The sequence below is a fragment of the Leifsonia sp. Soil_N53 genome, assembly GCF_057655165.1.
The window spans coordinates 1-23,700 of the sequence record NZ_JBDGMM010000042.1 but is presented as its reverse complement, the minus strand read 5'-3'; the positions used below and the strand labels follow the sequence as shown (position 1 = coordinate 23,700).

The following is a 23,700-nucleotide window of genomic DNA, read 5'->3' as shown; positions in this document are numbered from 1 at the left end:
GGCCCGGTTCACGCGGCCGGCGGAGCGGTCGACGCCCGCACGATGAGCTCCGGCAGGAGGCTCGCCGGCCGCGGCTCCTCGCCGCCCTCGATCTCGGCGACCAGCCGTTCGACGCTGCGGCGGCCGAGCTCGGTGAAGTCCTGCAGCACCGTCGTCAGCGGCGGCCAGAAGTGGGCGGCCTCCGGAATGTCGTCGAAGCCGACCACGCTCAGGTCCTCGGGGATGCGGCGACCGGCCTCCCTGGCCGCGTGGTAGACGCCCAGCGCCATCTGGTCGTTCGACGCGAAGACGGCGGTGACCGCGGGGTCGTGGACGAACGATCGCGCGGCGCGGTAGCCCGACTCGGCCGACCAGTCGCCCTCCAGCAGCTCGGGCGCCGGGAGGCCGGCCGCCTCCAGCTCGCGGGTGAAGCCCGCGACGCGCGCTTGGGCCTCGAACCAGGCGAGCGGGCCGGTCAGATGCACGATCCGGCGGTGTCCGAGGCCGATCAGGTGGGCCGTGGCGGCGCGGGCGCCGGCCTCCTGGTCGACGGTCAGCTCGCGCGCGACGTACTCCGAGCCGCCCTGGAGCGTCACGTACGGGATCGCGAGGCGGGCGTCCGCGATGTGCTCGAGGACCAGGTCCTGCGGGGCGATCACGATGATGCCCTCCACCGCCTGGGCGAGCAGGTGGTCGAGCGCGGCGGCGATCCCGGCGTCGCTCAGCTCGGGGAGCTGGGCGACCGCGAGGTAGTAGCCGGCCTCGCGCGCGGCGCCCTGCACGGCGTTGATGCTCGACACCGGCCCGTAGAGCGCGGCGGCGGTGGTGGAGAGCACGCCGAGAGTCCGCGAGCGCGCGGTGACGAGCGCCCGCGCCGCGCGGTTCGGCCGGTACTGGAGCTGCTCCATCGCGTCGAGGACCCGCTGGCGCGTGGAGTCCCGGATGCTGGGGTGGTCGTTGATGACCCGCGACACCGTCTGGTGCGAGACTCCGGCGAGCTGCGCGACGTCGCGGATGCTCGCGGCGCGCGTCGCGGGATCGTGGGTCACCGCCCCATTATCCGTGACGGACGCCCTCGGACCGCGCCGCGGCGATCATCGCGCGCCGCGCCGATCAGCCGCGCCGTCGAGTCCGCCAGCGGGCGGCCACCCCGACGAGGACCGCGACGACCGCGATCCCGACCGGGAAGACCAGGTGCCACCCCGCCAGCACCAGCAGTCCCGCGGCGAAGACGCACGACAGCACCGCCATCCACCAGCCGGGCGAGCGGCGGGGCAGCAGGACGATCGCGCTGGCGACGCCGAGCCCGTAGACGGCCGCGGCGATGCTGGTGTGGACCAGGATGAACGGCTGGAGGTCGCCGCTGGCCAGCACCACGACCGAGTACAGCGCCATCACCACCGCCGACAGCAGAAGCCCGCGCCGGGCGACCGCGCCGTTCTCGGCGCCGCGGCCGAACCAGGCGGGCAGGTCGCCGTCGCGGCCCATCGCCGCGCCCAGCTTGCTGAAGGCGGCGAGGTAGGCGTTGAAGACGCCCGTGACGACGATGGCGGCGATGACCGCGACGACCACCCCGCCGCCGGAGCCCGTCGCGACCGACACCAGGTCGAGCAGCGGCACGGCCGACGTGGCGGCGCGCCCGCCCAGCACCGCGACGGTGACGATCTGGATCGCGAGGTAGGCCACCGACACGATCACCAGCGCCAGCGCGGTCGCGCGCGGGATGTCGCGCCGGGGGTTGCGGAACTCGCCGCCGATGCCGGCCACGGCCTCCCAGCCGGCGAACGCCCAGATGTAGAGGCTCATCGCGAGCCCGACGCCCGACCAGCCGTGCGGCAGCAGCGGCTGGAGGTTCTCGGGCCGCGCGTGCGGTGCGGCGGCAGCGAGGACGAACACGAGCACCGCGACGAGCGCCCCCGAGAGCACGAGCTGGACGGAGGCGGCGAAGCGGACGCCGAACGCGGTCACGGCCACGGGCACGACCATCAGGGCGATCGCGATGAGCACGGTCTGCGCGGTGTCGCCCCCGATGACGGCGACGACGTACCGCGCGGTCATCAGCGCGGCGATGGGGGCGCCGATCGGGGTGCCGAAGAAGAACCAGTAGCTGACGATCCGCGCGGAGGTCGGGCCGAACGCCCGGCGGGCGAAGGTCGCGACGCCACCGGCGTCGGGATGCCTTCGAGCCAGCGCGGCGAAGGTCGCCGCCAGCGGGACCGAGATGAGCGCGAGGGCGGCGACGGCGAGGATGGCGCCCGGCCCGGCCGCGGCCGCGGCGAGCGCGGGGAGCACGAGGATGCCGGTGCCGAGCACGGCGGCGACGTAGAGCGCGGTGCCCCCGGCGACGCCGAGGCGGCCGCGGGGCCCTGCGGCCTGCTCCGCGGGCGCTCGCGTGGTCGACGCATGCGTGGTCGATTGGGCGCGGTCCGTCACCGGTCCATCCTGGCGTGGACCGCCGACATCCGCCGTCCATCGGCGGCCAATCCCCGCCGATCGGCGGCCAATCCCCGCGGTCCCTGGCACGAGCCCGACGGCCCCGGGCGCCGGGAATGCCGAAGCCGGGCGTACCGTTCCACTCCATGAGGATGCGCGGGCCGACCCGGTCCGGCACTCCGACTTCCCTCGACCAGCAGGAGAAACTCATGGCAACCGTCGAGCTGACCGCTCAGAACATCGAGTCCAAGATCACCGAGAACGGCATCGTGTTCGTGGACTTCTGGGCCGAGTGGTGCGGCCCGTGTCGCATGTTCGGCCCCATCTTCGAGAAGGCGTCGCAGGAGCACACCGACGTCGTGTTCGGCAAGGTCGACACCGAGGCGGAGCAGGCCCTGGCCGCGTCCGCCGGCATCACCTCCATCCCGACGCTCATGGCGTTCCGCGACGGCATCCTGGTGTTCTCGCAGCCGGGCGCGCTTCCCGCGCCGACCTTCGAGGACCTCATCGGACAGGTGAAGGGGCTCGACATGGACGCCGTCCGCGAGTCGATCGCCGAGGCCAAGGCCGCCGAGCCCGCGCCCGAGGCGTAAGCACCGCACCACACCACCCCGCACCGACAGAACACGCCGGCTCGCACACCCGCGAGACGGCGTGTTCTGTCATCCCGAGGGCGGCGGACATCGGTACCCGGTCGGCAGCGGTGCGTCGACGTTACGCGTCGAGCCCGCTCGAATGGGAGGTACTGCGAGTACCCCGGACGGCCTACGATCACGGCATGACCGATGCGAGAGAGAATTGGCCGGAGACCCCCTCCGGTGAGCCCATCGACGTCGACGCCCTGGCCGAGGGCGAAGGCGGCGGCCCGTACGACGCCGACGGCGTGTTCGAGCCGGAGGACGACGCCGCGGCGGACGACGAGGACGACCCCGGCGTCTGAAAGCTGTCCATCCCCGTTCACCTGTATCCTCTTGTCCCCCGGGCTTGTACCCCACTAGGGTCTAGTCCTAAGGAGCCAGTCCTGGCTGGCGGAGGCTGCGCACGTCGGGCCTCCGCCGGTGCGGACCGGCTGCACATCTGGGGAGGGGTGCAGCGTGACGACTTATGAGACGCCGATCGGGAACGCGCCGAAACCGGGTCAGGACATCCATCTGGTGAGATGGATCCGCTCGGCGGACGGCTGGAGCAGCGAGACCGTGCTCTGCACATATCTGGCGGGGACGCCCTCGCACTGGGTCGTCGAACGGCACGGCGAGCGCGAGAGCCTCGACCGCGCCGAGTGGGCCCAATTCGCCTTCTGAGCGACCCCGCTCGAAGGCCGCAGCGCGCGGACGCCTGCGGTCAGAGCCCGGCGCGCGCCGCCAGCAGTTCCACGGCCACGCGCCAGTCGCGCGCGGGGATGCCGTCGCCGGTCTCCTCCTCGCCGGGCGGCCGCGCCACGAACGACGGCCACGGGTCGCCGGAGGTGTGCGACTCCTCCACGAGCCCGAGGTAGTCGCCGCCGAAGTACACCTCCCAGGCGGCCGTCGCCGTCGGGCTGTACATGAGTGTGAGCGGCAGCGAGCCGTAGGTGTACACGGCGTGCTGGTGGGCCAGTTCCTTCCCTGTCATGTCCGCCTCCACGTCATGGCCTCCCACCTCATGTCCGAAGCGTAAGCGCGTCGAGCCTCCGGCGGAAGGGACTGCTACGCCACGAAACGGCCGTCGCCCTCGTCGCCGTCGTCGTGGGTCGCCGCGACCGCATCGGTGACGACGTCGCGCATCCGACCGTGCCGCGCGAGCGCCGCGCGCTGACGGCCCGCGCCGCCCCCGGTGCGCAGGATCCTCGCGATCCCGTCGCGCGCCAGTTCGAGGTCGCCGTAGGACTCCAGGGCGTCGGCCGTGTGTGCGAGCAGGGCGTCCAGGGCCGCCACCGCCGTGCCCTCCCGGCCGGTCACCGGATGCGGCAGCATCCCGCCGACGCCGGTCAGCGCGGCCTGCCACTCGGCCAGCCGCAGCGCGGCGGAGGGCGTCGCCAGCGGTTCGACGCCCGAGCGCCACTCGCCGACGGCGGTGTCGACGAGGGCGCGGACCAAGGCGGCCAGCACGACCGTGTCGCGGGCGTCCAGGCAGACGTCGGCGACCCGCACCTCGACGGTCGGCTGCTTGTGGGAGACGCGCGCGTCGAGGTAGAGCATCGCCTTGTCGAGGATGACCCCGGTCTCCACGAGCAGCCGCTCGAACCGGTCGTAGGCCTCCACCGACCCGAACACGTCCGTCGGACCGGCGCTCTGCCACTGGTGCCAGGCGACGAACCGGTAACTGGCGTGCCCGGTGTCGACTCCGCCGACGAACGGCGAGTTCGCGGTGAGCGCCAGCAGCGCCGGCAGCCAGGTGCGGATTCGGTCGAGGACGGCCACGCCCTCCTCCCGGGAGTGGATCGCCACGTGCACGTGGCACCCGCAGACCAGGGTGCCCTTGGCGGTCAGCCCGTACCTGGCCATCATCTGGTCGTAGCGCGGGTCCGGCGTGGCATGCGGGCGCAGCGGCATCGGCGACATGGCCACGGCCACCGCTCGCGCGCCGTGCCTTCGGGCGAGCGTGTCGGCGAGCGTGCGCCCCTCGACGATGTCGGCGAACAGGTCGTCGGTGCTCATGCGCGGCAGCGTCTGTGTCTCGATCATCTCCTGCTGGATCTCGGCGCCGAGCCGCTGCTCGGTCCCGGCGGGGGCGTCCGCCAGCGCGAACGGGGCGACCGGAGTCGCGATCCCGCGTTCGTCAACCAGGAGGAGTTCTTCCTCCACCCCGAAAGTCCTCACGCCTCCACTATCGGTGAGGACTCCTCAGGGAGCAAGACCCCGGATACCGTGAATCCGCTTAGCGTCCGGCCCCGCCGACGGCCTCGACCGGCCGCTCGAGCACCTGCCCCGGCCAGGCGCCGACGGTGAACGTGGCGGTGCGCGTGTACCCGCACGACTCGTAGAACCGGACCAGGTCGCCGGTGCCTCCGGCGTAGCAGTCGACCCGGAGCGTGCGGACTCCGGCGGCGCGCGCCTCGTCGTGCGCGAACTCCAGCAGCCGGCGTCCGGTCCCCTTGGCGCGAGGGTCGCGCGAGCCGATCAGGACCCGCACGTACAGCTCGGGCCCGGTGGCCGCCGGCACGTAATCGGTCGCCTCCCCGAGCGCGAGGAAGCCCACGACGCCCGCTTGCGGATGCTCGGCGATCCACGCCCCGGGCTCGGCGACCCAGCCCTGCACCCTGGTCACCTGCTCCGGGCGCTCCGAGAACGGCTGCGTGCCCCACTGCCCGGGGTTGCCGATCGTCACGAACCACGCGATCGCGTCGTCGAACAGGCCGAGGACGGCGTCGGCGTCGCCGGGGCGTGCCGGGCGGATGGAGGTCATGCTCCCATCCTGCGGGATGCCGTGCCTCACACCGAACGGGCCAGCGCCTGCTCGACGTCGGCCAGCAGGTCGGCGACGTCCTCGATGCCCACCGAGAGCCGGATCACGTTGTCCGGCACCTCCAGCTCGGTGCCGCGCACCGACGCGTGCGTCATCTCCGACGGGTAGCCGATCAGCGACTCCACGCCGCCGAGCGACTCCGCCAGCTGGAACACCTCGGTCGACTCGGCGAACCGGCGCGCCGCCGCCGCTCCCCCGCTGAGGGCGACGGAGAGCATCCCGCCGAAGCCGCTCATCTGCCGCGCCGCGAGGTCGTGACCGGGGTGCTCGGGGAGGCCGGGGTAGTAGACCGCGTCGATCCCCGGTCGCCCGACCAGCGCCTCCGCGATGGCCTGCGCGTTCTCGCTGTGCCGCTTCATCCGCACGTCGAGGGTCTTGATGCCGCGGACGGTGAGCCAGGCGTCCATCGGCGACGACACGGCGCCCGCGGCGAACTGGATGAACTGCGCCTTCTCGGCGAGCTCGGCGTCGGCGAACACGAGCGCGCCGCCGATCACGTCGGAGTGGCCGCCGAGGTACTTGGTGGTGGAGTGCACGACCACGTCGGCGCCGAACGACAGCGGCTGCTGCAGCACGGGCGACGCGAAGGTGTTGTCCACGACGACGAGCGCGCCCGCGGCGTGACCCAGCTCGACGAGGGCGGCGAGATCGCTGATCTTCATCAGCGGGTTGCTCGGCGTCTCGATCCAGAGCACCCGGGTGCCGTCGGTCGCGAGCGCCCTGCGGACGGCGTCCAGGTCGCCCAGGTCGACCGTCGTGTTGCGCACGTCCCAGGCACCGTGGATGCGGTTGATCAGCCGGTGGGTGCCGCCGTAGACGTCGTTGCCGAGCACGACGTGGTCGCCCGGGCGCAGCACCGCGCGCAGCAGGGCGTCCTCCGCCGCGAGGCCCGACGCGAACGACAGCGCGCGCACGCCGCCCTCGAGGGAGGCCAGCAGCGACTCGAGCGAGGTGCGCGTCGGGTTGCCGGCGCGGCCGTACTCGTAGCCGCCGCGCAGGCCGCCGACGCCGTCCTGCACGAACGTCGAGGTCTGGTAGATCGGCGGGATGATAGCGCCGGTGGCGGGGTCGAACTCCTGGCCGACGTGGATGGCGCGCGTGGCGAAACCGTGGGTCATCGGGATCCTTACTTCGATGCGTTGGGTGGGGATGCGGGAGAGCGAGCGGCTACTCGCTGAGGTAGGTGAGCAGGTCCTGCCTGGTCAGCACGGCGACGGGCTTGCCGTCCTCGGTGACGAGCAGTGCGTTCGCGACGGCGAGCGCCGCCCGGGCCGCGGTCACCGACTCGTTGATGCCGATCAGCGGCAGCGGCTCGCCCAGGTGCGCCCCGACCGGGTCGCTCATCCGGGCGCGGCCGCCGAACACGGCGTCGACCAGCGACCGCTCGTCGAGCGCGCCGGCCACCTCGCCCATGACCACCGGCGGCTCCGCCGTGAGCACCGGGAGCTGCGAGACGCCGTAGGTGTTCATGATCTCGATGGCGTCGTGGACCGTGTCGGACGGGTGCGCGTGCACGAGGTCGGGGAGGTCGCCGCGCTTGGTGCGGATGACGTCGTGCACGGTGGCCTCGTCCGGCACCTCGCTGAAGCCGTAGGAGCGCATCCACTTGTCGTTGAAGATCTTCGCCAGGTAGCCGCGGCCGCCGTCGGGGAGGATGACCACGACGATGTCGTCCGCGGTCAGGTCCTTCGCGGCCCGCAGCGCCGCCACCACGGCCATGCCGCTGGAGCCGCCGACGAGGATGCCCTCCTCGCGCGCGAGCCGCCTGGTCATGTGGAACGAGTCGGCGTCGCTGACCGGGATGACCTCGTCGACCACGCTCGGGTCGTACGCGCCGGGCCAGAAGTCCTCGCCGACGCCCTCCACCAGGTAGGGCCGGCCGGTGCCGCCCGAGTAGACCGAGCCCTCCGGGTCGGCTCCGACGATGCGGACGCGGCCCTCGGAGACCTCCTTGAGGTACCGCCCGGTGCCCGTGATGGTGCCGCCGGTGCCGACGCCCGCCACCAGGTGGGTGATCCGGCCGTCGGTGTCGCGCCAGATCTCCGGACCGGTGGTCTCGTAGTGGCTGCGCGGGCCGTTCGGGTTGAAGTACTGGTTGGGCTTGAAGGCCCCGGGGATCTCCGCCGCCAGCCGGTCGGACACCGAGTAGTAGGAGTCCGGATGCTCGGGCGGCACCGAGGTGGGCGTCACCACGATCTCCGCGCCGTAGGCGGTGAGGACGTTGCGCTTGTCCTCCCCGACCTTGTCGGGCAGCACGAACACGCAGCGGTAGCCGCGCTGCTGGGCGACGAGCGCGAGGCCCACGCCCGTGTTGCCGCTCGTCGGTTCCACGATGGTCCCGCCGGGCTTCAACTGCCCCTCGGCCTCCGCAGCGTCGATGATGCGGGAGGCGATGCGGTCCTTCGACGAACCTCCGGGGTTCAGGTACTCGAGTTTGACGAGCACCGTCGCCGCGATTCCGTCGGTCAGCCTGTTGAGCTTCACGAGCGGAGTGTCGCCGACCAAGTCGATGATGGTCTCTGCGTACTTCACGCGCTCCACCGTAACAGGGCGCTCGCGGAGGTGCCCTGTTGCGTTACGCGCTCATGCGCGCCGGCGGCTCATCCGCGCTCGGACCCGCCGCCTAGACTTCACCCATGCCCGTGTCCGATCTCTCGCCCGTGGCTCAGGACTACCTGAAGCTGATCTGGTCGGCGACCGAGTGGTCCGGCGATCCGATCACCGTCAAACAGCTCTCCGAGCGGATGGGCGTGCGGGCGGCGACCGTGTCCGACGGCATCCGGAGGCTCGCCGACCAGGGGCTGGTCGTGCACGAGCCGTACGGCGCGATCGAGCTGACCGACGACGGCCGCCGCGGGGCGGTCGCGATGGTGCGCAGGCACCGGCTGATCGAGACCTTCCTGGTGGAGGAGCTCGGCTACGGCTGGGACGAGGTCCACGACGAGGCCGAGGTGCTGGAGCACGCCGTCTCCGACGCGCTCGTCGACCGCATCGACCGCCGGCTCGGCTACCCGGCCCGCGATCCGCACGGCGACCCCATCCCGACCGCCGACGGCACACCCAGACGACCGGAGGCCGTGCCGTTGCTGGACGCCGGCACCGGGGTCCCGCTCAGCGTCGTGCGCATCTCCGACGCCGATCCGGCCGTCCTGCGCTACCTCGGCGAGCGCGGCATCGGCCTGGACGCCGTGCTCACGATCGACGAGCACCGCGCGTTCGCGGGCGACGTGACCGTGCGCCTCGACGGCGCGGCGGTCGTCCTGGGCGCGACGGCGGCGGCTGCCGTCTGGGTGGCCGGCTGACCGGTCAGCGTCGCCGGCTGACGGGCTCAGCCCGGCATCACCGTCAGCACCACGAGCGTGAGGTTCAGCGCGACCACCAGCCCCGCCACGGCCCCGCCGAGCACGCGCACCCACCGGGCGTCGGCCCGGTCGCCCATCACGGCGCGCGACCCCGTGAGCCGCAGCAGCGGGATCATCGCGAACGGGATGCCGAGGCTCAGGAAGACCTGCGACAGCACCAGCGCCCAGGTCGGGTCGACGCCGAGGGCGAGGATGATCACGGCCGGGATGAGCGTCACCACCCGCCGGGCCAGCAGTGGCACCCGCACGTGCAGCAGGCCGCTCATGATCGCCGCCCCCGCGTAGCTCCCGACCGAGGTCGACGCCAGCCCGGACGCCAGCAGCCCGATCGCGAAGATCACCCCGATCGCCGGGCCGAGCGCCGCACTGATCGCGGCGTGCGCCCCCTCGATGGTGTCGGTGCCGGGGACTCCCGGCAGGGCCGAGGCGGCGAGCAGCAGCATCGCGATGTTGACGGCCCCGGCGAGCAGGAGGGCGAGCACGACGTCGAGCCGCGTCGCGCGCAGGAGGGTGCGCGTCCGCCCCTCGTCACTGCTGACGCCGTGCCGGTCGCGGGCGAGCGCGGAGTGCAGGTAGATCGCGTGCGGCATGACCGTGGCCCCGAGCATGCTCGCGGCCAGCAGCACGGTCGGTGCGCCGTCGAAGCGGGGCACCAGTCCCCCGGCCGCCGCCCTCCAATCCACCGGGCTGACGACGAGCCCGGCCAGGAAGCCGACGGCGATGACGCCGAGCAGCACCAGGATGACCGCCTCGAACGGCCGCTGCCCGCGCCGGGTCTGCACGGCCAGCAGGGCGATGGCAGCCACGCCGACGATGAGCCCGCCCAGCGGCAGCGGGAGGCCGAACAGCAGATTCAGCGCGATCGCCCCGCCGATGACCTCGGCGATGTCGGTCGCGGCCGCGACCAGCTCGGCCTGCACCCAGTAGGCGCGCCGGGGTCCGTTGCCGAGCCGCGCGCCGAGCAGCTCGGGGAGGCTGCGGCCGGTGACGATCCCGAGCTTCGCGGACTGGTGCTGCACGAACACCGCGATCGCGTTGGCGGCGACGAGCACCCAGACCAGGAGGTAGCCGTAGCGTGCGCCGGCGGTCAGGTTGGCGGCGACGTTGCCCGGGTCGACGTACGCGATCGACGCCACGAACGCCGGGCCGAGCAGGAACCACAGGCGCAGTCGGGAGCGCGCGGGCTGCTCCACGACCTTCAGCGCCATCATCGCCTCCGCTGATCCGAATGTTAGGCGAGTCTAACATCGCGGCGGCGGCAGGACGAGGTCAGTCCTCCAGGAGCGCCGTCTCGGTCTGCTCGCGGTAGAGCCGCGCGTAGACGCCGCCGACCTCCAGCAGTTCGCGGTGCGTCCCGCGCTCGACCACCTGGCCGTGGTCGATCACGAAGATGACGTCGGCGGCGACGATGGTCGACAGCCGGTGCGCGATCGCGATGGTCGTGCGCCCGCGGGAGGCCGTGTCGAGCGCCTGCTGCACCACCCGCTCCGAGATGGTGTCGAGTGCGCTCGTCGCCTCGTCGAGGATGAGCACCTCCGGGTCCTTCAGCAGCACCCGCGCGATCGCGATCCGCTGCTTCTCGCCGCCGGACAGCCGGTAGCCGCGCTCCCCGACCACGGTGTCGTAGCCGTCCGGGAAGCCGACGATGGTCTCGTGGATGTTCGCGCGCTGCGCCGCGGCCTCCAGCTCCTCCTGCGTCGCGCCGGGCCGCGCATAGCGCAGGTTCTCGGCGATGGTCGCGTGGAACAGGTAGGTCTCCTGGCTCACCACCCCGATGTGCGACACCAGCGAGTCCTGCTGCAGGTCGCGCAGGTCGGTGTCGCCGAACAGGATGCGTCCCGAGGTCGTGTCGTAGAAGCGCGGGATGAGGTAGCTCACGGTGGTCTTGCCCGCGCCGCTCGGCCCGACGAACGCGGCGAACTCGCCCGGCTCGATCACGAACGACACGTCGTCGAGGGTGTTGCGCTCCCCCGGCCGGGCGTCGGGGTAGCGGAAGACGACGTGGTCGAACTCGATCCGGCCGAGGTAGCGGCCCGGGTCGACCGGCGCCGCCTCCGGCCGGTCGGCGATGGCGGGCTTCAGGTCGAGGTACTCGAAGATCCGTGCGAACAGGGCGCCGGAGGTCTGCAGGTCGAGCGCCACGCGCATGAGCGCGAGCAGCGGGAAGAGCAGCCGCGCCTGGACCGTCGTGAACGCGACGATCGTGCCGGCGGTGATGTCCGTCGTCCCGCCGTGGATGAGCCAGCCGGAGACGAGATAGACGATCGCGGGGATGGAGGACAGGAAGATGTTCACCATCGCGAAGAACCACTGCCCGCTCATCGACTGCGACACCTGCAGCCGGATCTGGGTGCGGTTCTCGTCCGAGTAGCGCTCGATCTCGGCCTGCTGGCGGTTGAAGCTCTTGGAGAGCAGGATGCCGGACACGCTCAGCGTCTCCTGGGTGATCGCGGTCATGTCCGACAGCGACTCCTGCGTCCTGGTCGCGATCCGTGCGCGCACCTGGCCGACCCGGCGCTGGGCGATCACCAGGATGGGCATCAGGATGACCGCGACGATCGTCAGCTGCCAGTTGAGCAGCAGCATGGCCACCAAGGCGGCGATCACGGTGACCGTGTTGCCGAGGATGCTCGACATCGTGTTGGTGAGCACGTTGGCGACGCCGCCGACGTCGTTCTGCAACCGGGACTGGATGATGCCGGTCTTGGTCTTGGTGAAGAAGCTGAGCTCCATCGACTGCAGGTGCGAGAACAGCCGCACCCGCAGCGCCCCCATCACCCGGTTGCCGACCGAGGAGGTCAGGTAGGTCTGCCAGACGCCCAGCAGCGCCGACCCCACGAACACGACGATCATCAGGACGACGATCTCGATCAGCACGGGCAGGTCCGGCTCCCCGGACGGCGGGAAGAGGCCGTGGTCGAAGGCGCGCTGGGTGAGCAGCGGCGGGACGACGGAGAGCGCCGCGCCGATGAGCACCAGCACCATCGTCGTGATGATCGGGCCCCGGTACGGCGCGAACAGCGACACGATCCGGCGGAGCAGGTGCGGGATCCGCGGAGCCTCCGAGTTCAGCGCCCGCTGCGCCGCCGCGTCTCCGCCGCTGACCCGCGAGCGCATGGCGCCACCGCCACCGCCCATGCCGCGCATCCCGCTCACACGGAAAGCCTACGTCCCGGCCGGAAGCGCAGGCGCCGAGCCCGTTACGCCCTCGGAGGAACCCCGCGCGGAACCGCGGAATCCCGCGCCATCTGTCCCGTCCCCCCGCCCGCGGGTAGACGCCGCCGTGACCGAATCGCAATGCAAGCGCTTGACGTAAACGCTTGCACTCGATCGGCCCCCCAGAGTACCTTGAGCGTCGGCGCAACCCGCGCCTGCACCAAGAGCACTGCGCTCGACAGGAGCACCAACAGCTCAATGAGGAGTGAAATGAAAGCAGCACGTCTCTCCGTGATCGCAGGGGTCGCCCTCGCGGGCCTCGCCCTTGCGGGATGCACCGGCGGCGGTTCAGGAGGCAGCGGGGGCGGAGACGCCAACGCGAACCTCGACAGCAAGGGCCCCATCACGTACGTGCAGGGCAAGGACAACTCCAACGTCGTCCGTCCCCTGATCGACAAGTGGAACGCAGCACACCCCAGCGAGAAGGTCACCTTCAAGGAGCAGACCGACCAGGCCGACCAGCAGCACGACGACCTCGTGCAGCACTTCCAGGCGAAGGACCCCAACTACGACGTGGTCGATGTCGACGTCGTGTGGACGGGTGAATTCGCCGCGAAGGGCTGGCTGCAGCCGCTCACCGGCAACCTGAAGATGGACAACTCGAAGCTGCTCGCCCCGACGGTCAAGTCGGGCACCTACAACGGCACGCAGTACGCGGCGCCGCAGACGTCCGACGGCGGCATCCTGTACTACCGCAAGGACCTCGTCTCCACGCCTCCCAAGACCTGGGACGACATGCTCAAGGACTGCGACATCGCCAAGGCGAAGGGCATCGGCTGCTACGCCGGTCAGTTCGCCCAGTACGAGGGTCTGACGGTGAACGTGGCGGAGGCCATCAACACCAACGGCGGCACCATCGTCGGTGACGACGGCAAGACCGTCACGGTCGACAGCTCCGAGGCCAACGCGGGTCTGTCCCGCCTGGTGGACGGCTTCAAGAACGGCCAGATCCCGGCCGAGGCCATCACCTACCAGGAGGAGCAGGGCCGCCAGGCGTTCGAGGCCGGCAAGCTGATGTTCCTGCGCAACTGGCCGTACGTCTACAACCTGGCCAAGACCGACGGCTCGTCGACGGTGAAGGACACCTTCGGCATCGCACCGCTGCCGGGCGTCACTGCGGACAAGCCGGGCGTGTCCAGCCTGGGCGGTCACAACGCCGCCATCAGCGTCTACAGCAAGCACAAGGCGACCGCGTTCGCGTTCCTCAAGTTCCTGCAGAGCGAAGAGACCCAGAAGTTCTTCGTGACCCAGGGCTCGCTCGCGCCGGTGCTCAGCTCGCTGTACGACGACGCCGGCCTGAACAGCCAGCTGCCCTACCTGTCCACCCTGAAGACGTCGATCGAGAACGCGGTCCCGCGTCCCGTCTCGCCGTTCTACCCGGCCATCACCAAGGCCGTTCAGGACAACTCCTACGCCGCCCTCAAGGGTGACAAGTCGGTAGACCAGGCGTTGAAGGACATGGCAGCGGCCATCAAGACCGCGAGTTCGGGCCAGTAAGGCCCAGCACGGTCGCCGGGCGGCGGGACCTCTCCCGCCGCCCGGCTCCCTACACTTCCCCCCTTCCTCCCGGAGGCAGCACATGTCAACGTCGAACGTCGTCGCCCCCTCATCAACGAAGAACAGGCCGCCTGAGCAGCGCGCCGGAGTCAAGCACACCCGCCGCCAGCAGAGCCGCTGGGCGCTCTACCTCATCCTCCCGACACTGATCCTGCTGGCCATCGTCATCGGCTACCCGATCGTCAGCGCCGTCGTGATGTCGTTCCAGAAGGACGCGGGCCTCGACCCCGCTACCGGCCTGTTCGTGCAGGGCGGCTTCGCCGGATTCCAGAACTACGCGCACTGGCTGTTCCAGCAGTGCCAGGGACCGAACGGCACGACGATCTCGTGCCCGCCGGGCAACCTCGGCTCCACGTTCTGGAGCGCGGTCGGGGTCACCTTCTTCTTCACGGTCACCACCGTGATCCTGGAGACGGCCCTCGGCCTCTGGTTCGCGCTGATCATGAACCGCGCCTTCCGCGGCCGCGGCTTCGTCCGCGCGGCCATCCTGATCCCGTGGGCGATCCCCACCGCCGTCACCGCGAAGCTGTGGTTCTTCATCTTCTCGGTCGCCGGTGTCGCCAACGCCGTGCTCAACGCGCACATCCTCTGGACGAGCGACGAGTGGGCATCCCGGTTCGCGGTCATCATCGCCGACACCTGGAAGACGACGCCGTTCATGGCGCTGCTCATCCTGGCCGGCCTCCAGATCATCCCGGAGGACGTCTACGAGGCGGCGAAGATGGACGGCGCGAGCACCTGGCAGCGCTTCTGGCGCGTCACGATGCCGCTGCTGAAGCCGGCGCTGATGGTCGCGATCCTGTTCCGCGTGCTCGACGCGCTGCGCATCTACGACCTGCCGCAGATCCTCACCGGCGGCGGAGGCGGAACCGGCCATGCGACGACGACGCTGTCCATCCTCGTGGTCGATCAGATCAGGCAGGGCTTCAACAGCGCTGCCGCCCTCTCCACCATCACGTTCATCCTGATCTTCCTGGTCGCCTTCATCTTCGTGCGGTTCCTCGGCACGAACGTGGTGCGAACGCAGGAGACGCAAGCGAAGGGAGCGAAGTAATGACCACCGTCGCCGGGCCCGCATCGGCCACCTCGGAGGCGAACGCCCTCCCCCGCACCCGCACGAAGAACCGCAGCAAGTCGCGCAACCGCAACCAGAACATCCGCACGATGGTGCAGGCGCTGGTCGTCGTGCTCTGGTGTCTGCTGCCGTTCTACTGGATGGTCGTGACGTCGTTCCGCGACGTCGGCTACACCAACGACAACACCCCGTGGTTCACGCACTTCACCTGGGACAACTACGCGACAGCGCTGTCGACGAAGCTCGGCAACAACCTTCCCGGCGCGCTGCTGAACTCGCTGTTCATCGGCGTGTGCGTGACGATCATCTCGCTGGTGGTCGGCATCTTCGCCGCGTACGCGTCGGCCCGCCTGGAGTTCAAGTTCAAGGGCATCATCCTCGGCGTCATCCTGGCCGCGTCGATGTTCCCGGGCGTCGCGCTCATCACCCCGCTGTTCCAGCTGTTCACGAACATCGGGTGGATGGGCACCTACCAGGCGCTGATCATCCCGGAGATCTCCTTCGCCCTCCCGCTGACGGTCTACACGCTCGTGTCGTTCTTCCGCGAGATGCCGTGGGACCTGGAGGAGGCCGCACGGATCGACGGGTGCACGCAGGCGCAGGCGTTCCGCAAGATCATCCTGCCGCTGGCGGCGCCCGCCGTGTTCACGACCGCGATCCTGGCGTTCATCTCCTCGTGGAACGAGTTCCTGATCTCCAGCCAGCTCTCAAGCGACGCGACGCAGCCGGTGACGGTGGCCATCGCCTCGTTCACGGGGAGCCAGCCGCACCAGGAGCCGTACACCGCCATCATGGCAGCCGGTACGATCGTGACCGTCCCGCTCATCATCCTGGTGCTGATCTTCCAGCGCCGGATCGTCGCGGGCCTCACGGCCGGTGGAGTGAAGGGCTGAGCGGATGCGCAGGAACGACCCGAAGGAGCTCGTCGACCTCGGACTGGGGTTCGTCGGCTTCTTCGCGGTCGCCTTCGTGATCATCACGGCGGTCTGCGAGCTCACCGGCCAGCCCGCGCTCACCTGGGCGCTGGTCTCGCTCGTGCTCGTGATCGTCTTCATCGCTCTGCTGCAGGCGCGGCGCCGTATCCAGGCGTCGCGTCTGCGGGCGGAGGAGGCACGAGCGGGCCAGGACTCCTGACGGGGGCAGCATGGCAGGCATCGAGGAGGTCGCGCGCGCGACCGGGGTCTCCACTGCGACGGTCTCGCGGGCGCTCCGGGGGCTCCCCAACGTCTCGGACACGACCCGCGCGGCCGTGCGCCGCGCAGCCGACGAGCTCGGCTACGTCGCGTCGTCGAGCGCGTCGGGCCTCGCCAGCGGGCGCACGCTCGCGCTCGGCGTCGTCGTCCCGTCGGTGAGCCGCTGGTTCTACACGCAGGTGCTGGAGGGCGTCGACGCCGAGCTGCGCTCGGCCAGCTACGACATGATCCTCTTCAATCTGGGCGGCCACCGCGGCGACCGGGAGCGCGTCTTCCACCGCAGCATCCTCCGCAAGCGCACGGACGCCCTGCTGGCGCTGTGCCTCGACTTCACGCAGGACGAGCGCGAGCAGCTCGCGTCGCTCGGCCACCCGACGATCGTCGTCGGCGGCCCGGTGAAGGGGCTGCGCAGCGTCGGGATCGACGAGAAGGCCACGGCCCGGGAGGCGACGAACCACCTGATCGGGCTCGGCCACACCGAGATCGCGCACCTGGGCGGCGAGGACGAGGAGGGCCTCAACAGCAACGTCCCGACCGGCAGGCTGCGCGGCTTCGAGAAGGCCATGCATTCCGCGCACCTGGCCGTGCGCCAGGAGTGGGTCATCCCCGGCGGGTTCTCCCTCCCCGAGGGCCGGGCGGCGACGAACCGGCTGCTCGACCGGCCGGGCCCGCGGCCGACGGCGGTCTTCGCCGGCTCCGACGAGATGGCGATGGGCGCGATGCTGGCCGCGGCCGACCATGGGCTCCGGGTGCCGGACGACCTCTCGGTCATCGGCATCGACGATCACGACTACTCGAAGTCGTTCGGGCTGACGACGATGGCGCAGAGCCCGTTCGAGCAGGGTGCGACGGCGACGCGGATCCTGCTCGACGAGCTGGGCGGCGGCGAGCCCAAGGCCGGATCCGTGCGGTCGGCGGCACACCTCGTGGTGCGCACTTCGACCGCGCCGCCGCGATGAATCGGCGATTTACGCGACTCTTTGCGAATATGAACGATCGGAGTCCGCGGATCTGAAACAATAGGTCACGCGGCCGTTGGCCGATCGCGCCTTTCGGGTAGGCACGATCGACCGCCGACTGCCCGTCCGTACGCCTCGCGTACGGGAAGAGCCGCCCTGACTAGGACAGGGCGGCTCTTCGTCGTTTGAACCGGTTCAGCGCTCGACGGCCTGCGGGATCAGTCGGCGTCCGCCAGCGCCAGGACCTCCGCCTCCTGCTCACGCGTCTCGTGCGGGGCGTCGACGCGCTTGAGGTGCTTGTGGCCGAGCACGATCAGGGCGGCGGCGATCAGGACCGAGATCGCACCGGCGTAGAAGGGGGTCGACCGGGCGAACACACCCGCGAGCAGGGTGGCCGCGGGCGGGGCGATCGCACCGCCGAGGAACCGGACGCCGGAGTAGGCGCTCGACGCGACGGAGCGCGGCAGGTCCGTGGCCTCCATCACGCTCTCGGTCAGCACGGTGTTCAGGATGCCGAGCAGCAGGCCGCCCACGATCACGCAGACGATTAGCGCGACGATAGAGCCAACCAGGAGGCCGGCCACCGCGAGGTCGAGCGCGAGCAGCGGCATGATCAGCCACAGCACCCGGGTGCGCGGCAGCCGCGCCGTGAGCAGCGGGGCGACCAGGACCGAAGTGACCGCGAGCGCGAGGCCCCAGCCGAAGAAGATCAGGCCGAGCGTGATCGCATCGGTGATGCCGAGGTCCGCCAGGGCGAAGGGCGTGTACGCCAGCAGCACGAAGAAGCCGATGTTGTAGAACAGCGCCGCCGCAGCCAGGAAGCCGAGCGCGGGCCGGCCGAGGGCGCGGAACGGGGCGGACAGCGTCGTCGGCGCTGGCTTCTCCTGGTTCTTCTTGAGCATGACGACGATCGCGATGAAGCCGATCGCCATCAGCGTCGCCGTGCCGAAGAACGGTCCGCGCCAGCTCCAGCTGCCGAGCAGGCCGCCGAGCAGGGGGCCGATGGCGATGCCGAGCCCGAGCGCCGCCTCGTAGAGGATGATCGCCGCCGAGGTGCCGCCCGCCGCGGCGCCGACGATGGTCGCCAGCGCCGTCGAGATGAACAGCGCGTTGCCGAGGCCCCAGCCCGCCCGGAAGCCGATGATCGAGGCCACGTTCTGCGACAGCCCGGCCGCCAGGGCGAACACCACGATCAGCGCGAGGCCGATCAGGAGGGTGCGCTTGGCGCCGATCCGGCTGGAGATCCAGCTCGTGAAGAACATCGCGACACCCGTGATCAGCAGGTAGCTCGTGAAGAGCATCTCGGTCTGCGTCGGAGTCGCCTGCAGGCTCGCGGCGATCGCCGGGAGGATCGGGTCGACGAGGCCGATGCCCATGAAGGCGATGACCGACGCGAACGCGACCGCCCAGACGGCGGTCGGCTGGTTGAGGATGTTGTCCGGCTTCTGGTGGGACATGGAAGGGTGAGGCCTCCTTGGGCTGCTGGTGAGTGAAAGTGAACGGAGAGGTGAATCGGGCTAGTGGCCGTCGACCGCGGCGGAGGCTGCCGTCGACAGATCGACGCGCGACGCGATGACCTCGACGGTGGCCCGCATGGCGGCGAGCTCGTCGTCCCGGAGGCCGGCGAACATCGGCACGAGCGCGTCGGACAGAGTGTCGCGCCAATCCTGGAGCGCGGCGGCGCCCGTGGGCGTGATCGCGATCTGCCAGGCGCGGGCGTCGTCGACGTCGGCGATGCGCTTGACCCACTCCGCCTCGACCAGGTTGCGGACGAGCTTGGTCATCGTGGGCTGCGAGACCCGGCTCTGGGAGGCGAGCTCGCCGAGCCGCATCGCGCCGAACGCCTGCAGCACGCTGAGCGTGCGCCAGGTCGCCGGGGACTCGGTGCTGCCCGTGACGCGCGCGGCCAGCCGGGTGAGCCGGTGGGCCGCGACGACGAGGTCGCCGAGGGTCTGGCGGAGCTGGGCGGTGTCGGGCTCGGCGGTGCGGGGCTGGGAGTGCAGGGTCTCGGTCACGACAGCCATTTTATATAGCTAGCCTATATAAATCAAGTCGGCCGGTCGCTGGTTGAATCGCCGGATGACCTCCCCCGACCCGGCCGGCGACGGCACGTATCACAAGGGCCTCAAGCGACGGCACATCCAGATGATCGCGATCGGCGGCGCGATCGGCACCGGGCTGTTCCTCGGCGCCGGCGGCCGCCTCGCCTCCGGCGGCCCCGGGCTGCTCGTCGTCTACGCGATCTGCGGCGTCTTCGCCTACCTGATCCTCCGCGCGCTCGGCGAGCTCGTCCTGCACCGGCCGGACTCCGGATCGTTCGTGTCCTACGCGCGCGAGTTCTACGGGGAGAAGCTCGCCTTCGTGACCGGCTGGATGTACTGGATGTACTGGGGCATGATCGGCATCGTCGACGTGACCGCTGTCGCCCTGTACATGCACTTCTTCGGCAAGTACGTCCCGGTGCTCGGCGAGATCCCGCAGTGGATCTTCGCCCTGATCGCCCTGGCGGTGGTCCTGCTCCTCAACCTGCTCTCGGTGAAGGTGTTCGGCGAGCTGGAGTTCTGGTTCGCGCTGATCAAAGTGGTCGCGCTCGTCGCCTTCCTCGTGATCGGCATCGCCTTCGTCGTCTTCGGCACCCCGGTGGACGGCCGCACGCCGGGCTTCGCGCTGCTCGCCGACAACGGCGGCCTCTTCCCGAACGGGCTGATGCCGCTGATCCTCGTCGTCCAGGGCGTGGTCTTCGCCTACGGTGCGATCGAGCTGATCGGCACCGCCGCGGGCGAGACCGAGGACCCGCAGAAGACGATGCCGCGCGCGATCAACACGATCCTGGTGCGGATCCTGCTGTTCTACGTGGGCTCCGTGCTGCTTCTCTCGCTTCTGCTCCCGTACACCGCGTTCCGCAAGGACCAGAGCCCGTTCGTCACGTTCTTCTCCTCGATCGGAGTGGACGGCGCCGACGCGATCATGAACCTCGTCGTGCTGACCGCGGCGCTCTCGTCGCTCAACGCCGGCCTCTACTCGACCGGCCGGATCGCCCGCGCGCTGGCCCTGCGCGGCGCGGCGCCCCGGTTCGCGCTCCGGATGAACAGGGCCGGGGTGCCGTACGGCGGCATCCTCATCACCGGCGTCGTCGCCCTGGCCGGTGTCGGACTGAACCTGGTCATGCCGGGCGAGGCGTTCGAGATCGGGATCAACCTGACCTCCATCGGGCTGCTCTGGACCTGGGCGGTGATCGTGATCTGCCAGCTCAAGCTGCAGTCCCTGGCCGCGGCGGGGCGGCTCACCCGGCCGTCGTTCCGGATGCCGGGGGCGCCGTTCACTAGCTATCTGACGCTCGGCTTCCTCGGGCTCGTCGGCGTGCTGATCCTGCTCGACTGGCCGACGGGCACCATCACGGTCGGCACGGCGGTCGTCGTCATCGTGCCGCTGCTCGTCGGCGGCTGGTACCTGGTGCGCGGCCGCGTGCGGGCGCACACCGCTCAGGAGGCCGGGGCCGTGGCCTCCGAGGACGAGTCCGCTCTGCGCTGAGCCAGCAGGAACGCCTGGCGCGACTTCTCCGGCGCGACCGGCTCGCGGGTCAGCTCGGCCGTCAGCGTGAAGCCCGCGGCCGCCAGCCGCTCCGTCACGCGCGCCGGCGACTGGCGCCGCGTGCGCAGGTCGAGCTCGTGGCCGTAGGCCTGGGTGAGGTGCACGACATCCTCGTCGCCGCTCTCGCTCACTTGGAAGCCGAGCAGCAGCCGGCCTCCCGGTCGCAGCACGCGCGCGAACTCGGCGAAGACGGCGTCCTGCCGGTCCTGCGGGATGTGGATGATCGAGTACCAGGCCAGCGCGCCGGCGAGCTCGCCGTCCCGGAACGGCAGCGCCACCATCGACGCCACCTCGAACGGGATGCCCGGGTGGTCGCGCCGGGCGACCTCGATCATCCCGGGCGACAGGTCGACGCCGCGCACGTCCACCCCGATGCCGGCCAGGAAGCCGGACACCCGGCCGGGGCCGCAGCCCAGGTCGGCCACCGCGCCGCCGCCGTCGGACGCGACCTGTTCGGCGAATGCGGTGAGCATCGCCCGCTCTAGCGGCACCGTCGCGAGCTCGCCCTCCAGCAGCGCCGCGTAGTCCTCGGCCACCAGGTCGTAGGCGGTGCGCGCCTCGCTCTCACTGTCCATCCGTCCGACCCTAGTGGACGCGGAAACGCCCCCGTCCGCGCGGACGGGGGCGTTTCATATGGGTTCGGGTCTACCGCAGGTACCGGTCGTACAGGAGGGTCCTGCGGCACAGATCCGGCGGGTGGGCGCCGCTGTCGCGGTCGTCACCGAACAGGAGCGCGGACCCGAGCCCGCGCAGGGTGGAGGCGAACGTGCGCCAGGTATTCATCGTGGTTTCTTCTTCCGGTCGTGCGTCCTTGCACACCGATGCACGCGGGCAGGCGCGATCGGACGCTCTGGTGGGTCGAGCGTCCGCGTCGCGGCCGGCCTTCGTGGCTTAAACCACGGAGGGCGCCGCCCCGTTACGGGGGCGACGCCCTCCACAACGCGGAACACTCTGTTACAGAAGGAGTCCGCGTCGCGTGGCTGTGTCAGCCTGCGGTAGAAGAAGCCCCGATGGGGCGTCGACTACTTGAGGTTGACGGTGGCGCCAGCCTCTTCGAGCTGAGCCTTCGCCTTCTCGGCGGTCTCCTTGTTGGCGCCCTCGAGCACGGTGCTCGGTGCGCCGTCAACGAGGGCCTTCGCCTCACCGAGGCCGAGGCTGGTGAGGGCGCGCACCTCCTTGATGACCTGGATCTTCTTCTCACCAGCGGCCTCGAGGACGACGTCGAAGGAGTCCTTCTCCTCGACCTCTTCCACGGGGGCGGCAGCGCCGGCACCGGCCGCAGCAACGGCGACGGGGGCGGCGGCGGTGACCTCGAAGGTCTCCTCGAACTTCTTCACGAACTCGCTGAGCTCAATGAGCGTGAGCTCCTTGAACGCGTCGAGCAGCTCCTCAGTCGACAGCTTTGCCATGATTTTCTCCTTAGTGTGTGTGGTTACTCACCGCTTGTAAGCCCGGGAGGACTTAGGCAGCGGACTCCTGCTTCTCACGCAGCGCGTCGACCGTGCGAACGGCCTTCGACAGCGGTGCGTTGAACAGATATGCGGCTCCGAACAGCGAGGCCTTGAAGGCGCCGGCCAGCTTGGCCAGCAGAACCTCACGGGACTCGAGGTCGGCGAGCTTGCCTACCTCTTCTGCGGTCAGCGGGTTACCGTCGAAGTAACCGCCCTTGACCACCAGCAGAGGGTTTGCCTTGGTGAAGTCGCGCAGAGCCTTCGCGACGGCGACGGGGTCGCCGTGCACGAACGCGATCGCGGACGGCCCGACCAGTTCCTCGTCGAACGACGAGATTCCCTGGTTGTTGGCCGCGATCTTGGTCAGCGTGTTCTTCACCACGGCGTACGTCGCGTGCTCACTGATGGACTTGCGCAGCGTCTTGAGCTGAGCAACAGTGAGACCGCGGTACTCGGTCAGCAGAACGGCGGTCGAGCTCTCGAACAGTCCTTCGAGCTCGGCGACCGTGGCTTCCTTGTTCGCCATGGCTACTCCTCGGTTGTCTTCATGCACACCGCGGGAGCGGTGTGCGCCTCGACCGCGGGGCAAAGAAAAAAGCTCCGGCGCGGGGCACGGAGCTCGACTCGCAGAAAACTGCGGGAATCACTTCACACACCTGCGCGGGCGCCCACCTGAGTGGATCTTCTCAACGTGCATGCACGTTCGACCAGCGGTCTTTGGCTTCGTCAAGGGTACGTGATGGGGCGGCCGGCGCGCAAATCCGGCGTCGAGCTGGAGGCGCGGAGGAACGCGCCGACGTCGCGGGCGAACCGGGGATGCAGCGGCACGCCCGCGTGCGAGCGGTTCGGGTAGACGACGTGCGTGGCGCGCGGGAGCCCGCGGACGGTCTCGTCGGCGAGCGGCAGCGGGTAGAAGAAGTCGCGGCCCCCCGAGACGACCAGCGCGGGCGCGGAGACCCGCGACAGCCGGTCGCGGACGTCGAAGCCGTCCTCGGCCTCCACCAGGGCGCGCAGACCCACGGGGTCCGCCGGGCCGGGCAGCAGCCGGGTCACGAGCCGGACGGCCGGCGCGAGCAGCGGGGCGTCCATCGTCGCCAGCGCGAGCTCGGCGGTCGCGCCCGCGTCGCCGGCGCTCAGCAGGTCGGCGTAGCGCCGCTGGACGGCCCTGCCGTCGCGCCCGAGCGCGGCCGCCCCCGCCGCCACGACGAGCGAGCCCACGAGGTCGGGATGGTCGACGGCGAGCTGGAGGGCGATGCTGGCTCCGGTCGACACCCCCATGATCACGGCGGGCGTGCGGAAGCGGCCGCGCAGCAGCTCGGCGTAGAGGCCCGCGACCTCGGCCATCGTCGCGCCGGGTTCGAGCCGCGCGGGCCGGCCGAGAGCGTGCACGCGGTGGGTGCGCGCCGGACCGCCGACGATGACGCGCTCGGTCAGCGCGTC

At 70.7% G+C, this 23,700-nt stretch carries 26 protein-coding genes; 10 read left to right on the top strand and 16 right to left on the bottom strand.

Going from position 1 to position 23,700, the window contains the following annotated elements; translation table 11 throughout:
- Positions 1 to 8: 8 nt before the first annotated feature.
- Entirely contained in the window at positions 9 to 1,028 is a 1,020-nt protein-coding gene (locus AC3A3H_RS04575) for a LacI family DNA-binding transcriptional regulator (RefSeq protein ID WP_487613360.1), read from the bottom strand.
- Positions 1,029 to 1,092: 64 nt separating this feature from the next.
- Positions 1,093 to 2,412 carry an APC family permease gene (locus AC3A3H_RS04570; RefSeq protein ID WP_487613359.1) on the bottom strand — a complete coding sequence of 440 codons (1,320 nt, stop codon included), beginning with the start codon at positions 2,410 to 2,412 and terminating at the stop codon, positions 1,093 to 1,095.
- A gap of 209 nt (positions 2,413 to 2,621) precedes the next feature.
- On the opposite strand from AC3A3H_RS04570, the gene trxA reads away from it, so the two are divergent.
- The 3 genes from trxA to AC3A3H_RS04555 all read left to right on the top strand — a co-directional run bounded on the left by trxA (position 2,622) and on the right by AC3A3H_RS04555 (position 3,713).
- Positions 2,622 to 3,005 carry a thioredoxin gene (gene trxA, locus AC3A3H_RS04565; protein ID WP_487613358.1) on the top strand — a complete coding sequence of 128 codons (384 nt, stop codon included), beginning with the start codon at positions 2,622 to 2,624 and terminating at the stop codon, positions 3,003 to 3,005.
- 185 nt (positions 3,006 to 3,190) lie between these two features.
- Positions 3,191 to 3,352: a hypothetical protein gene (locus AC3A3H_RS04560; protein WP_487613357.1), complete on the top strand. Its 162-nt coding sequence runs from the start codon at positions 3,191 to 3,193 to the stop codon at positions 3,350 to 3,352.
- A 214-nt stretch (positions 3,353 to 3,566) separates the two neighbouring features.
- Positions 3,567 to 3,713 carry a hypothetical protein gene (locus AC3A3H_RS04555; protein ID WP_487613356.1) on the top strand — a complete coding sequence of 49 codons (147 nt, stop codon included), beginning with the start codon at positions 3,567 to 3,569 and terminating at the stop codon, positions 3,711 to 3,713.
- A gap of 40 nt (positions 3,714 to 3,753) precedes the next feature.
- On the opposite strand, the gene AC3A3H_RS04550 is transcribed toward AC3A3H_RS04555, so the two are convergent.
- The 5 genes from AC3A3H_RS04550 to AC3A3H_RS04530 all read right to left on the bottom strand — a co-directional run bounded on the left by AC3A3H_RS04550 (position 3,754) and on the right by AC3A3H_RS04530 (position 8,388).
- Complete coding sequence (locus AC3A3H_RS04550) at positions 3,754 to 4,023, bottom strand: hypothetical protein (protein ID WP_487613355.1); 270 nt, start codon at positions 4,021 to 4,023, stop codon at positions 3,754 to 3,756.
- A gap of 74 nt (positions 4,024 to 4,097) precedes the next feature.
- Positions 4,098 to 5,210 (bottom strand): carboxylate-amine ligase, encoded by a 1,113-nt coding sequence (locus AC3A3H_RS04545; protein ID WP_487613354.1) that lies wholly within the window; start codon positions 5,208 to 5,210, stop codon positions 4,098 to 4,100.
- A 58-nt stretch (positions 5,211 to 5,268) separates the two neighbouring features.
- Positions 5,269 to 5,796 (bottom strand): N-acetyltransferase family protein, encoded by a 528-nt coding sequence (locus tag AC3A3H_RS04540; RefSeq protein WP_487613353.1) that lies wholly within the window; start codon positions 5,794 to 5,796, stop codon positions 5,269 to 5,271.
- Between the two features lie 26 nt (positions 5,797 to 5,822).
- A complete protein-coding gene (locus AC3A3H_RS04535) occupies positions 5,823 to 6,974 on the bottom strand; it encodes a cystathionine gamma-synthase (RefSeq protein ID WP_487613352.1) in 1,152 nt (383 codons plus the stop codon).
- A gap of 49 nt (positions 6,975 to 7,023) precedes the next feature.
- Complete coding sequence (locus AC3A3H_RS04530; protein ID WP_487613351.1) at positions 7,024 to 8,388, bottom strand: cystathionine beta-synthase; 1,365 nt, start codon at positions 8,386 to 8,388, stop codon at positions 7,024 to 7,026.
- 104 nt (positions 8,389 to 8,492) lie between these two features.
- On the opposite strand from AC3A3H_RS04530, the gene AC3A3H_RS04525 reads away from it, so the two are divergent.
- On the top strand, positions 8,493 to 9,158 hold the full coding sequence (locus tag AC3A3H_RS04525) for a metal-dependent transcriptional regulator (RefSeq protein WP_487613350.1): 666 nt from the start codon (positions 8,493 to 8,495) through the stop codon (positions 9,156 to 9,158).
- A 26-nt stretch (positions 9,159 to 9,184) separates the two neighbouring features.
- Here AC3A3H_RS04525 and AC3A3H_RS04520 read toward each other — a convergent pair whose 3' ends face one another.
- Positions 9,185 to 10,429 (bottom strand): Nramp family divalent metal transporter, encoded by a 1,245-nt coding sequence (locus AC3A3H_RS04520; RefSeq protein ID WP_487613349.1) that lies wholly within the window; start codon positions 10,427 to 10,429, stop codon positions 9,185 to 9,187.
- Positions 10,430 to 10,487: 58 nt separating this feature from the next.
- Positions 10,488 to 12,365 (bottom strand): ABC transporter ATP-binding protein, encoded by a 1,878-nt coding sequence (locus AC3A3H_RS04515; RefSeq protein ID WP_487613404.1) that lies wholly within the window; start codon positions 12,363 to 12,365, stop codon positions 10,488 to 10,490.
- 279 nt (positions 12,366 to 12,644) lie between these two features.
- Between AC3A3H_RS04515 and AC3A3H_RS04510 the strand changes: the two genes are divergently transcribed.
- From AC3A3H_RS04510 to AC3A3H_RS04490, 5 genes are all read left to right on the top strand, one after another.
- Positions 12,645 to 13,931 carry an ABC transporter substrate-binding protein gene (locus tag AC3A3H_RS04510; protein WP_487613348.1) on the top strand — a complete coding sequence of 429 codons (1,287 nt, stop codon included), beginning with the start codon at positions 12,645 to 12,647 and terminating at the stop codon, positions 13,929 to 13,931.
- Between the two features lie 82 nt (positions 13,932 to 14,013).
- Positions 14,014 to 15,045 (top strand): carbohydrate ABC transporter permease, encoded by a 1,032-nt coding sequence (locus AC3A3H_RS04505; RefSeq protein ID WP_487613347.1) that lies wholly within the window; start codon positions 14,014 to 14,016, stop codon positions 15,043 to 15,045.
- A complete protein-coding gene (locus AC3A3H_RS04500; RefSeq protein WP_487613346.1) occupies positions 15,045 to 15,959 on the top strand; it encodes a carbohydrate ABC transporter permease in 915 nt (304 codons plus the stop codon). Before AC3A3H_RS04505 ends, AC3A3H_RS04500 begins: the two co-directional genes overlap by 1 nt.
- Positions 15,960 to 15,963: 4 nt before the next feature.
- On the top strand, positions 15,964 to 16,200 hold the full coding sequence (locus AC3A3H_RS04495; protein ID WP_487613345.1) for a hypothetical protein: 237 nt from the start codon (positions 15,964 to 15,966) through the stop codon (positions 16,198 to 16,200).
- A 10-nt stretch (positions 16,201 to 16,210) separates the two neighbouring features.
- Positions 16,211 to 17,218, top strand: a complete 1,008-nt coding sequence (locus AC3A3H_RS04490) for a LacI family DNA-binding transcriptional regulator (RefSeq protein WP_487613344.1) — start codon at positions 16,211 to 16,213, stop codon at positions 17,216 to 17,218.
- Between the two features lie 218 nt (positions 17,219 to 17,436).
- Here AC3A3H_RS04490 and AC3A3H_RS04485 read toward each other — a convergent pair whose 3' ends face one another.
- Entirely contained in the window at positions 17,437 to 18,675 is a 1,239-nt protein-coding gene (locus AC3A3H_RS04485; protein ID WP_487613343.1) for an MFS transporter, read from the bottom strand.
- Positions 18,676 to 18,735: 60 nt separating this feature from the next.
- Positions 18,736 to 19,233, bottom strand: coding sequence for a MarR family winged helix-turn-helix transcriptional regulator (locus AC3A3H_RS04480; protein ID WP_487613342.1), 498 nt, complete (start codon positions 19,231 to 19,233; stop codon positions 18,736 to 18,738).
- Between the two features lie 64 nt (positions 19,234 to 19,297).
- Here AC3A3H_RS04480 and AC3A3H_RS04475 point away from each other — a divergent pair, with 64 nt between their 5' ends.
- Positions 19,298 to 20,749, top strand: a complete 1,452-nt coding sequence (locus AC3A3H_RS04475) for an amino acid permease (protein ID WP_487613341.1) — start codon at positions 19,298 to 19,300, stop codon at positions 20,747 to 20,749.
- Here the strand turns inward: AC3A3H_RS04475 and AC3A3H_RS04470 are convergent.
- The 5 genes from AC3A3H_RS04470 to AC3A3H_RS04450 form a co-directional block, all read right to left on the bottom strand.
- Positions 20,701 to 21,384, bottom strand: a complete 684-nt coding sequence (locus AC3A3H_RS04470; protein WP_487613340.1) for a class I SAM-dependent DNA methyltransferase — start codon at positions 21,382 to 21,384, stop codon at positions 20,701 to 20,703. The genes AC3A3H_RS04475 and AC3A3H_RS04470 overlap by 49 nt on opposite strands.
- A gap of 70 nt (positions 21,385 to 21,454) precedes the next feature.
- On the bottom strand, positions 21,455 to 21,592 hold the full coding sequence (locus AC3A3H_RS04465) for a hypothetical protein (RefSeq protein ID WP_487613339.1): 138 nt from the start codon (positions 21,590 to 21,592) through the stop codon (positions 21,455 to 21,457).
- A 239-nt stretch (positions 21,593 to 21,831) separates the two neighbouring features.
- Entirely contained in the window at positions 21,832 to 22,218 is a 387-nt protein-coding gene (gene rplL, locus AC3A3H_RS04460) for a 50S ribosomal protein L7/L12 (RefSeq protein WP_487613338.1), read from the bottom strand.
- A 52-nt stretch (positions 22,219 to 22,270) separates the two neighbouring features.
- The gene (rplJ, locus tag AC3A3H_RS04455; protein WP_369960998.1) at positions 22,271 to 22,786 is read right to left on the bottom strand and encodes a 50S ribosomal protein L10; all 516 of its coding nucleotides are present in this window, start codon (positions 22,784 to 22,786) and stop codon (positions 22,271 to 22,273) included.
- A gap of 200 nt (positions 22,787 to 22,986) precedes the next feature.
- Positions 22,987 to 23,700 (bottom strand): alpha/beta fold hydrolase (locus tag AC3A3H_RS04450; RefSeq protein WP_487613337.1); only part of this gene is annotated, 714 nt, incomplete at its 5' end.

Coding starts and splice junctions, on each gene's coding strand:
- AC3A3H_RS04515 (WP_487613404.1), bottom strand. CDS start 12,365: ATGCGCGGCATGGGCGGTGGCGGTGGCGCCATGCGCTCGCGGGTCAGC.
- rplL (WP_487613338.1), bottom strand. CDS start 22,218: ATGGCAAAGCTGTCGACTGAGGAGCTGCTCGACGCGTTCAAGGAGCTC.
- AC3A3H_RS04470 (WP_487613340.1), bottom strand. CDS start 21,384: ATGGACAGTGAGAGCGAGGCGCGCACCGCCTACGACCTGGTGGCCGAG.
- AC3A3H_RS04540 (WP_487613353.1), bottom strand. CDS start 5,796: ATGACCTCCATCCGCCCGGCACGCCCCGGCGACGCCGACGCCGTCCTC.
- AC3A3H_RS04465 (WP_487613339.1), bottom strand. CDS start 21,592: ATGAATACCTGGCGCACGTTCGCCTCCACCCTGCGCGGGCTCGGGTCC.
- AC3A3H_RS04520 (WP_487613349.1), bottom strand. CDS start 10,429: ATGATGGCGCTGAAGGTCGTGGAGCAGCCCGCGCGCTCCCGACTGCGC.
- AC3A3H_RS04490 (WP_487613344.1), top strand. CDS start 16,211: ATGGCAGGCATCGAGGAGGTCGCGCGCGCGACCGGGGTCTCCACTGCG.
- trxA (WP_487613358.1), top strand. CDS start 2,622: ATGGCAACCGTCGAGCTGACCGCTCAGAACATCGAGTCCAAGATCACC.
- AC3A3H_RS04485 (WP_487613343.1), bottom strand. CDS start 18,675: ATGTCCCACCAGAAGCCGGACAACATCCTCAACCAGCCGACCGCCGTC.
- AC3A3H_RS04510 (WP_487613348.1), top strand. CDS start 12,645: ATGAAAGCAGCACGTCTCTCCGTGATCGCAGGGGTCGCCCTCGCGGGC.
- rplJ (WP_369960998.1), bottom strand. CDS start 22,786: ATGGCGAACAAGGAAGCCACGGTCGCCGAGCTCGAAGGACTGTTCGAG.
- AC3A3H_RS04500 (WP_487613346.1), top strand. CDS start 15,045: ATGACCACCGTCGCCGGGCCCGCATCGGCCACCTCGGAGGCGAACGCC.
- AC3A3H_RS04505 (WP_487613347.1), top strand. CDS start 14,014: ATGTCAACGTCGAACGTCGTCGCCCCCTCATCAACGAAGAACAGGCCG.
- AC3A3H_RS04495 (WP_487613345.1), top strand. CDS start 15,964: ATGCGCAGGAACGACCCGAAGGAGCTCGTCGACCTCGGACTGGGGTTC.
- AC3A3H_RS04535 (WP_487613352.1), bottom strand. CDS start 6,974: ATGACCCACGGTTTCGCCACGCGCGCCATCCACGTCGGCCAGGAGTTC.
- AC3A3H_RS04560 (WP_487613357.1), top strand. CDS start 3,191: ATGACCGATGCGAGAGAGAATTGGCCGGAGACCCCCTCCGGTGAGCCC.
- AC3A3H_RS04475 (WP_487613341.1), top strand. CDS start 19,298: ATGACCTCCCCCGACCCGGCCGGCGACGGCACGTATCACAAGGGCCTC.
- AC3A3H_RS04550 (WP_487613355.1), bottom strand. CDS start 4,023: ATGACAGGGAAGGAACTGGCCCACCAGCACGCCGTGTACACCTACGGC.
- AC3A3H_RS04525 (WP_487613350.1), top strand. CDS start 8,493: ATGCCCGTGTCCGATCTCTCGCCCGTGGCTCAGGACTACCTGAAGCTG.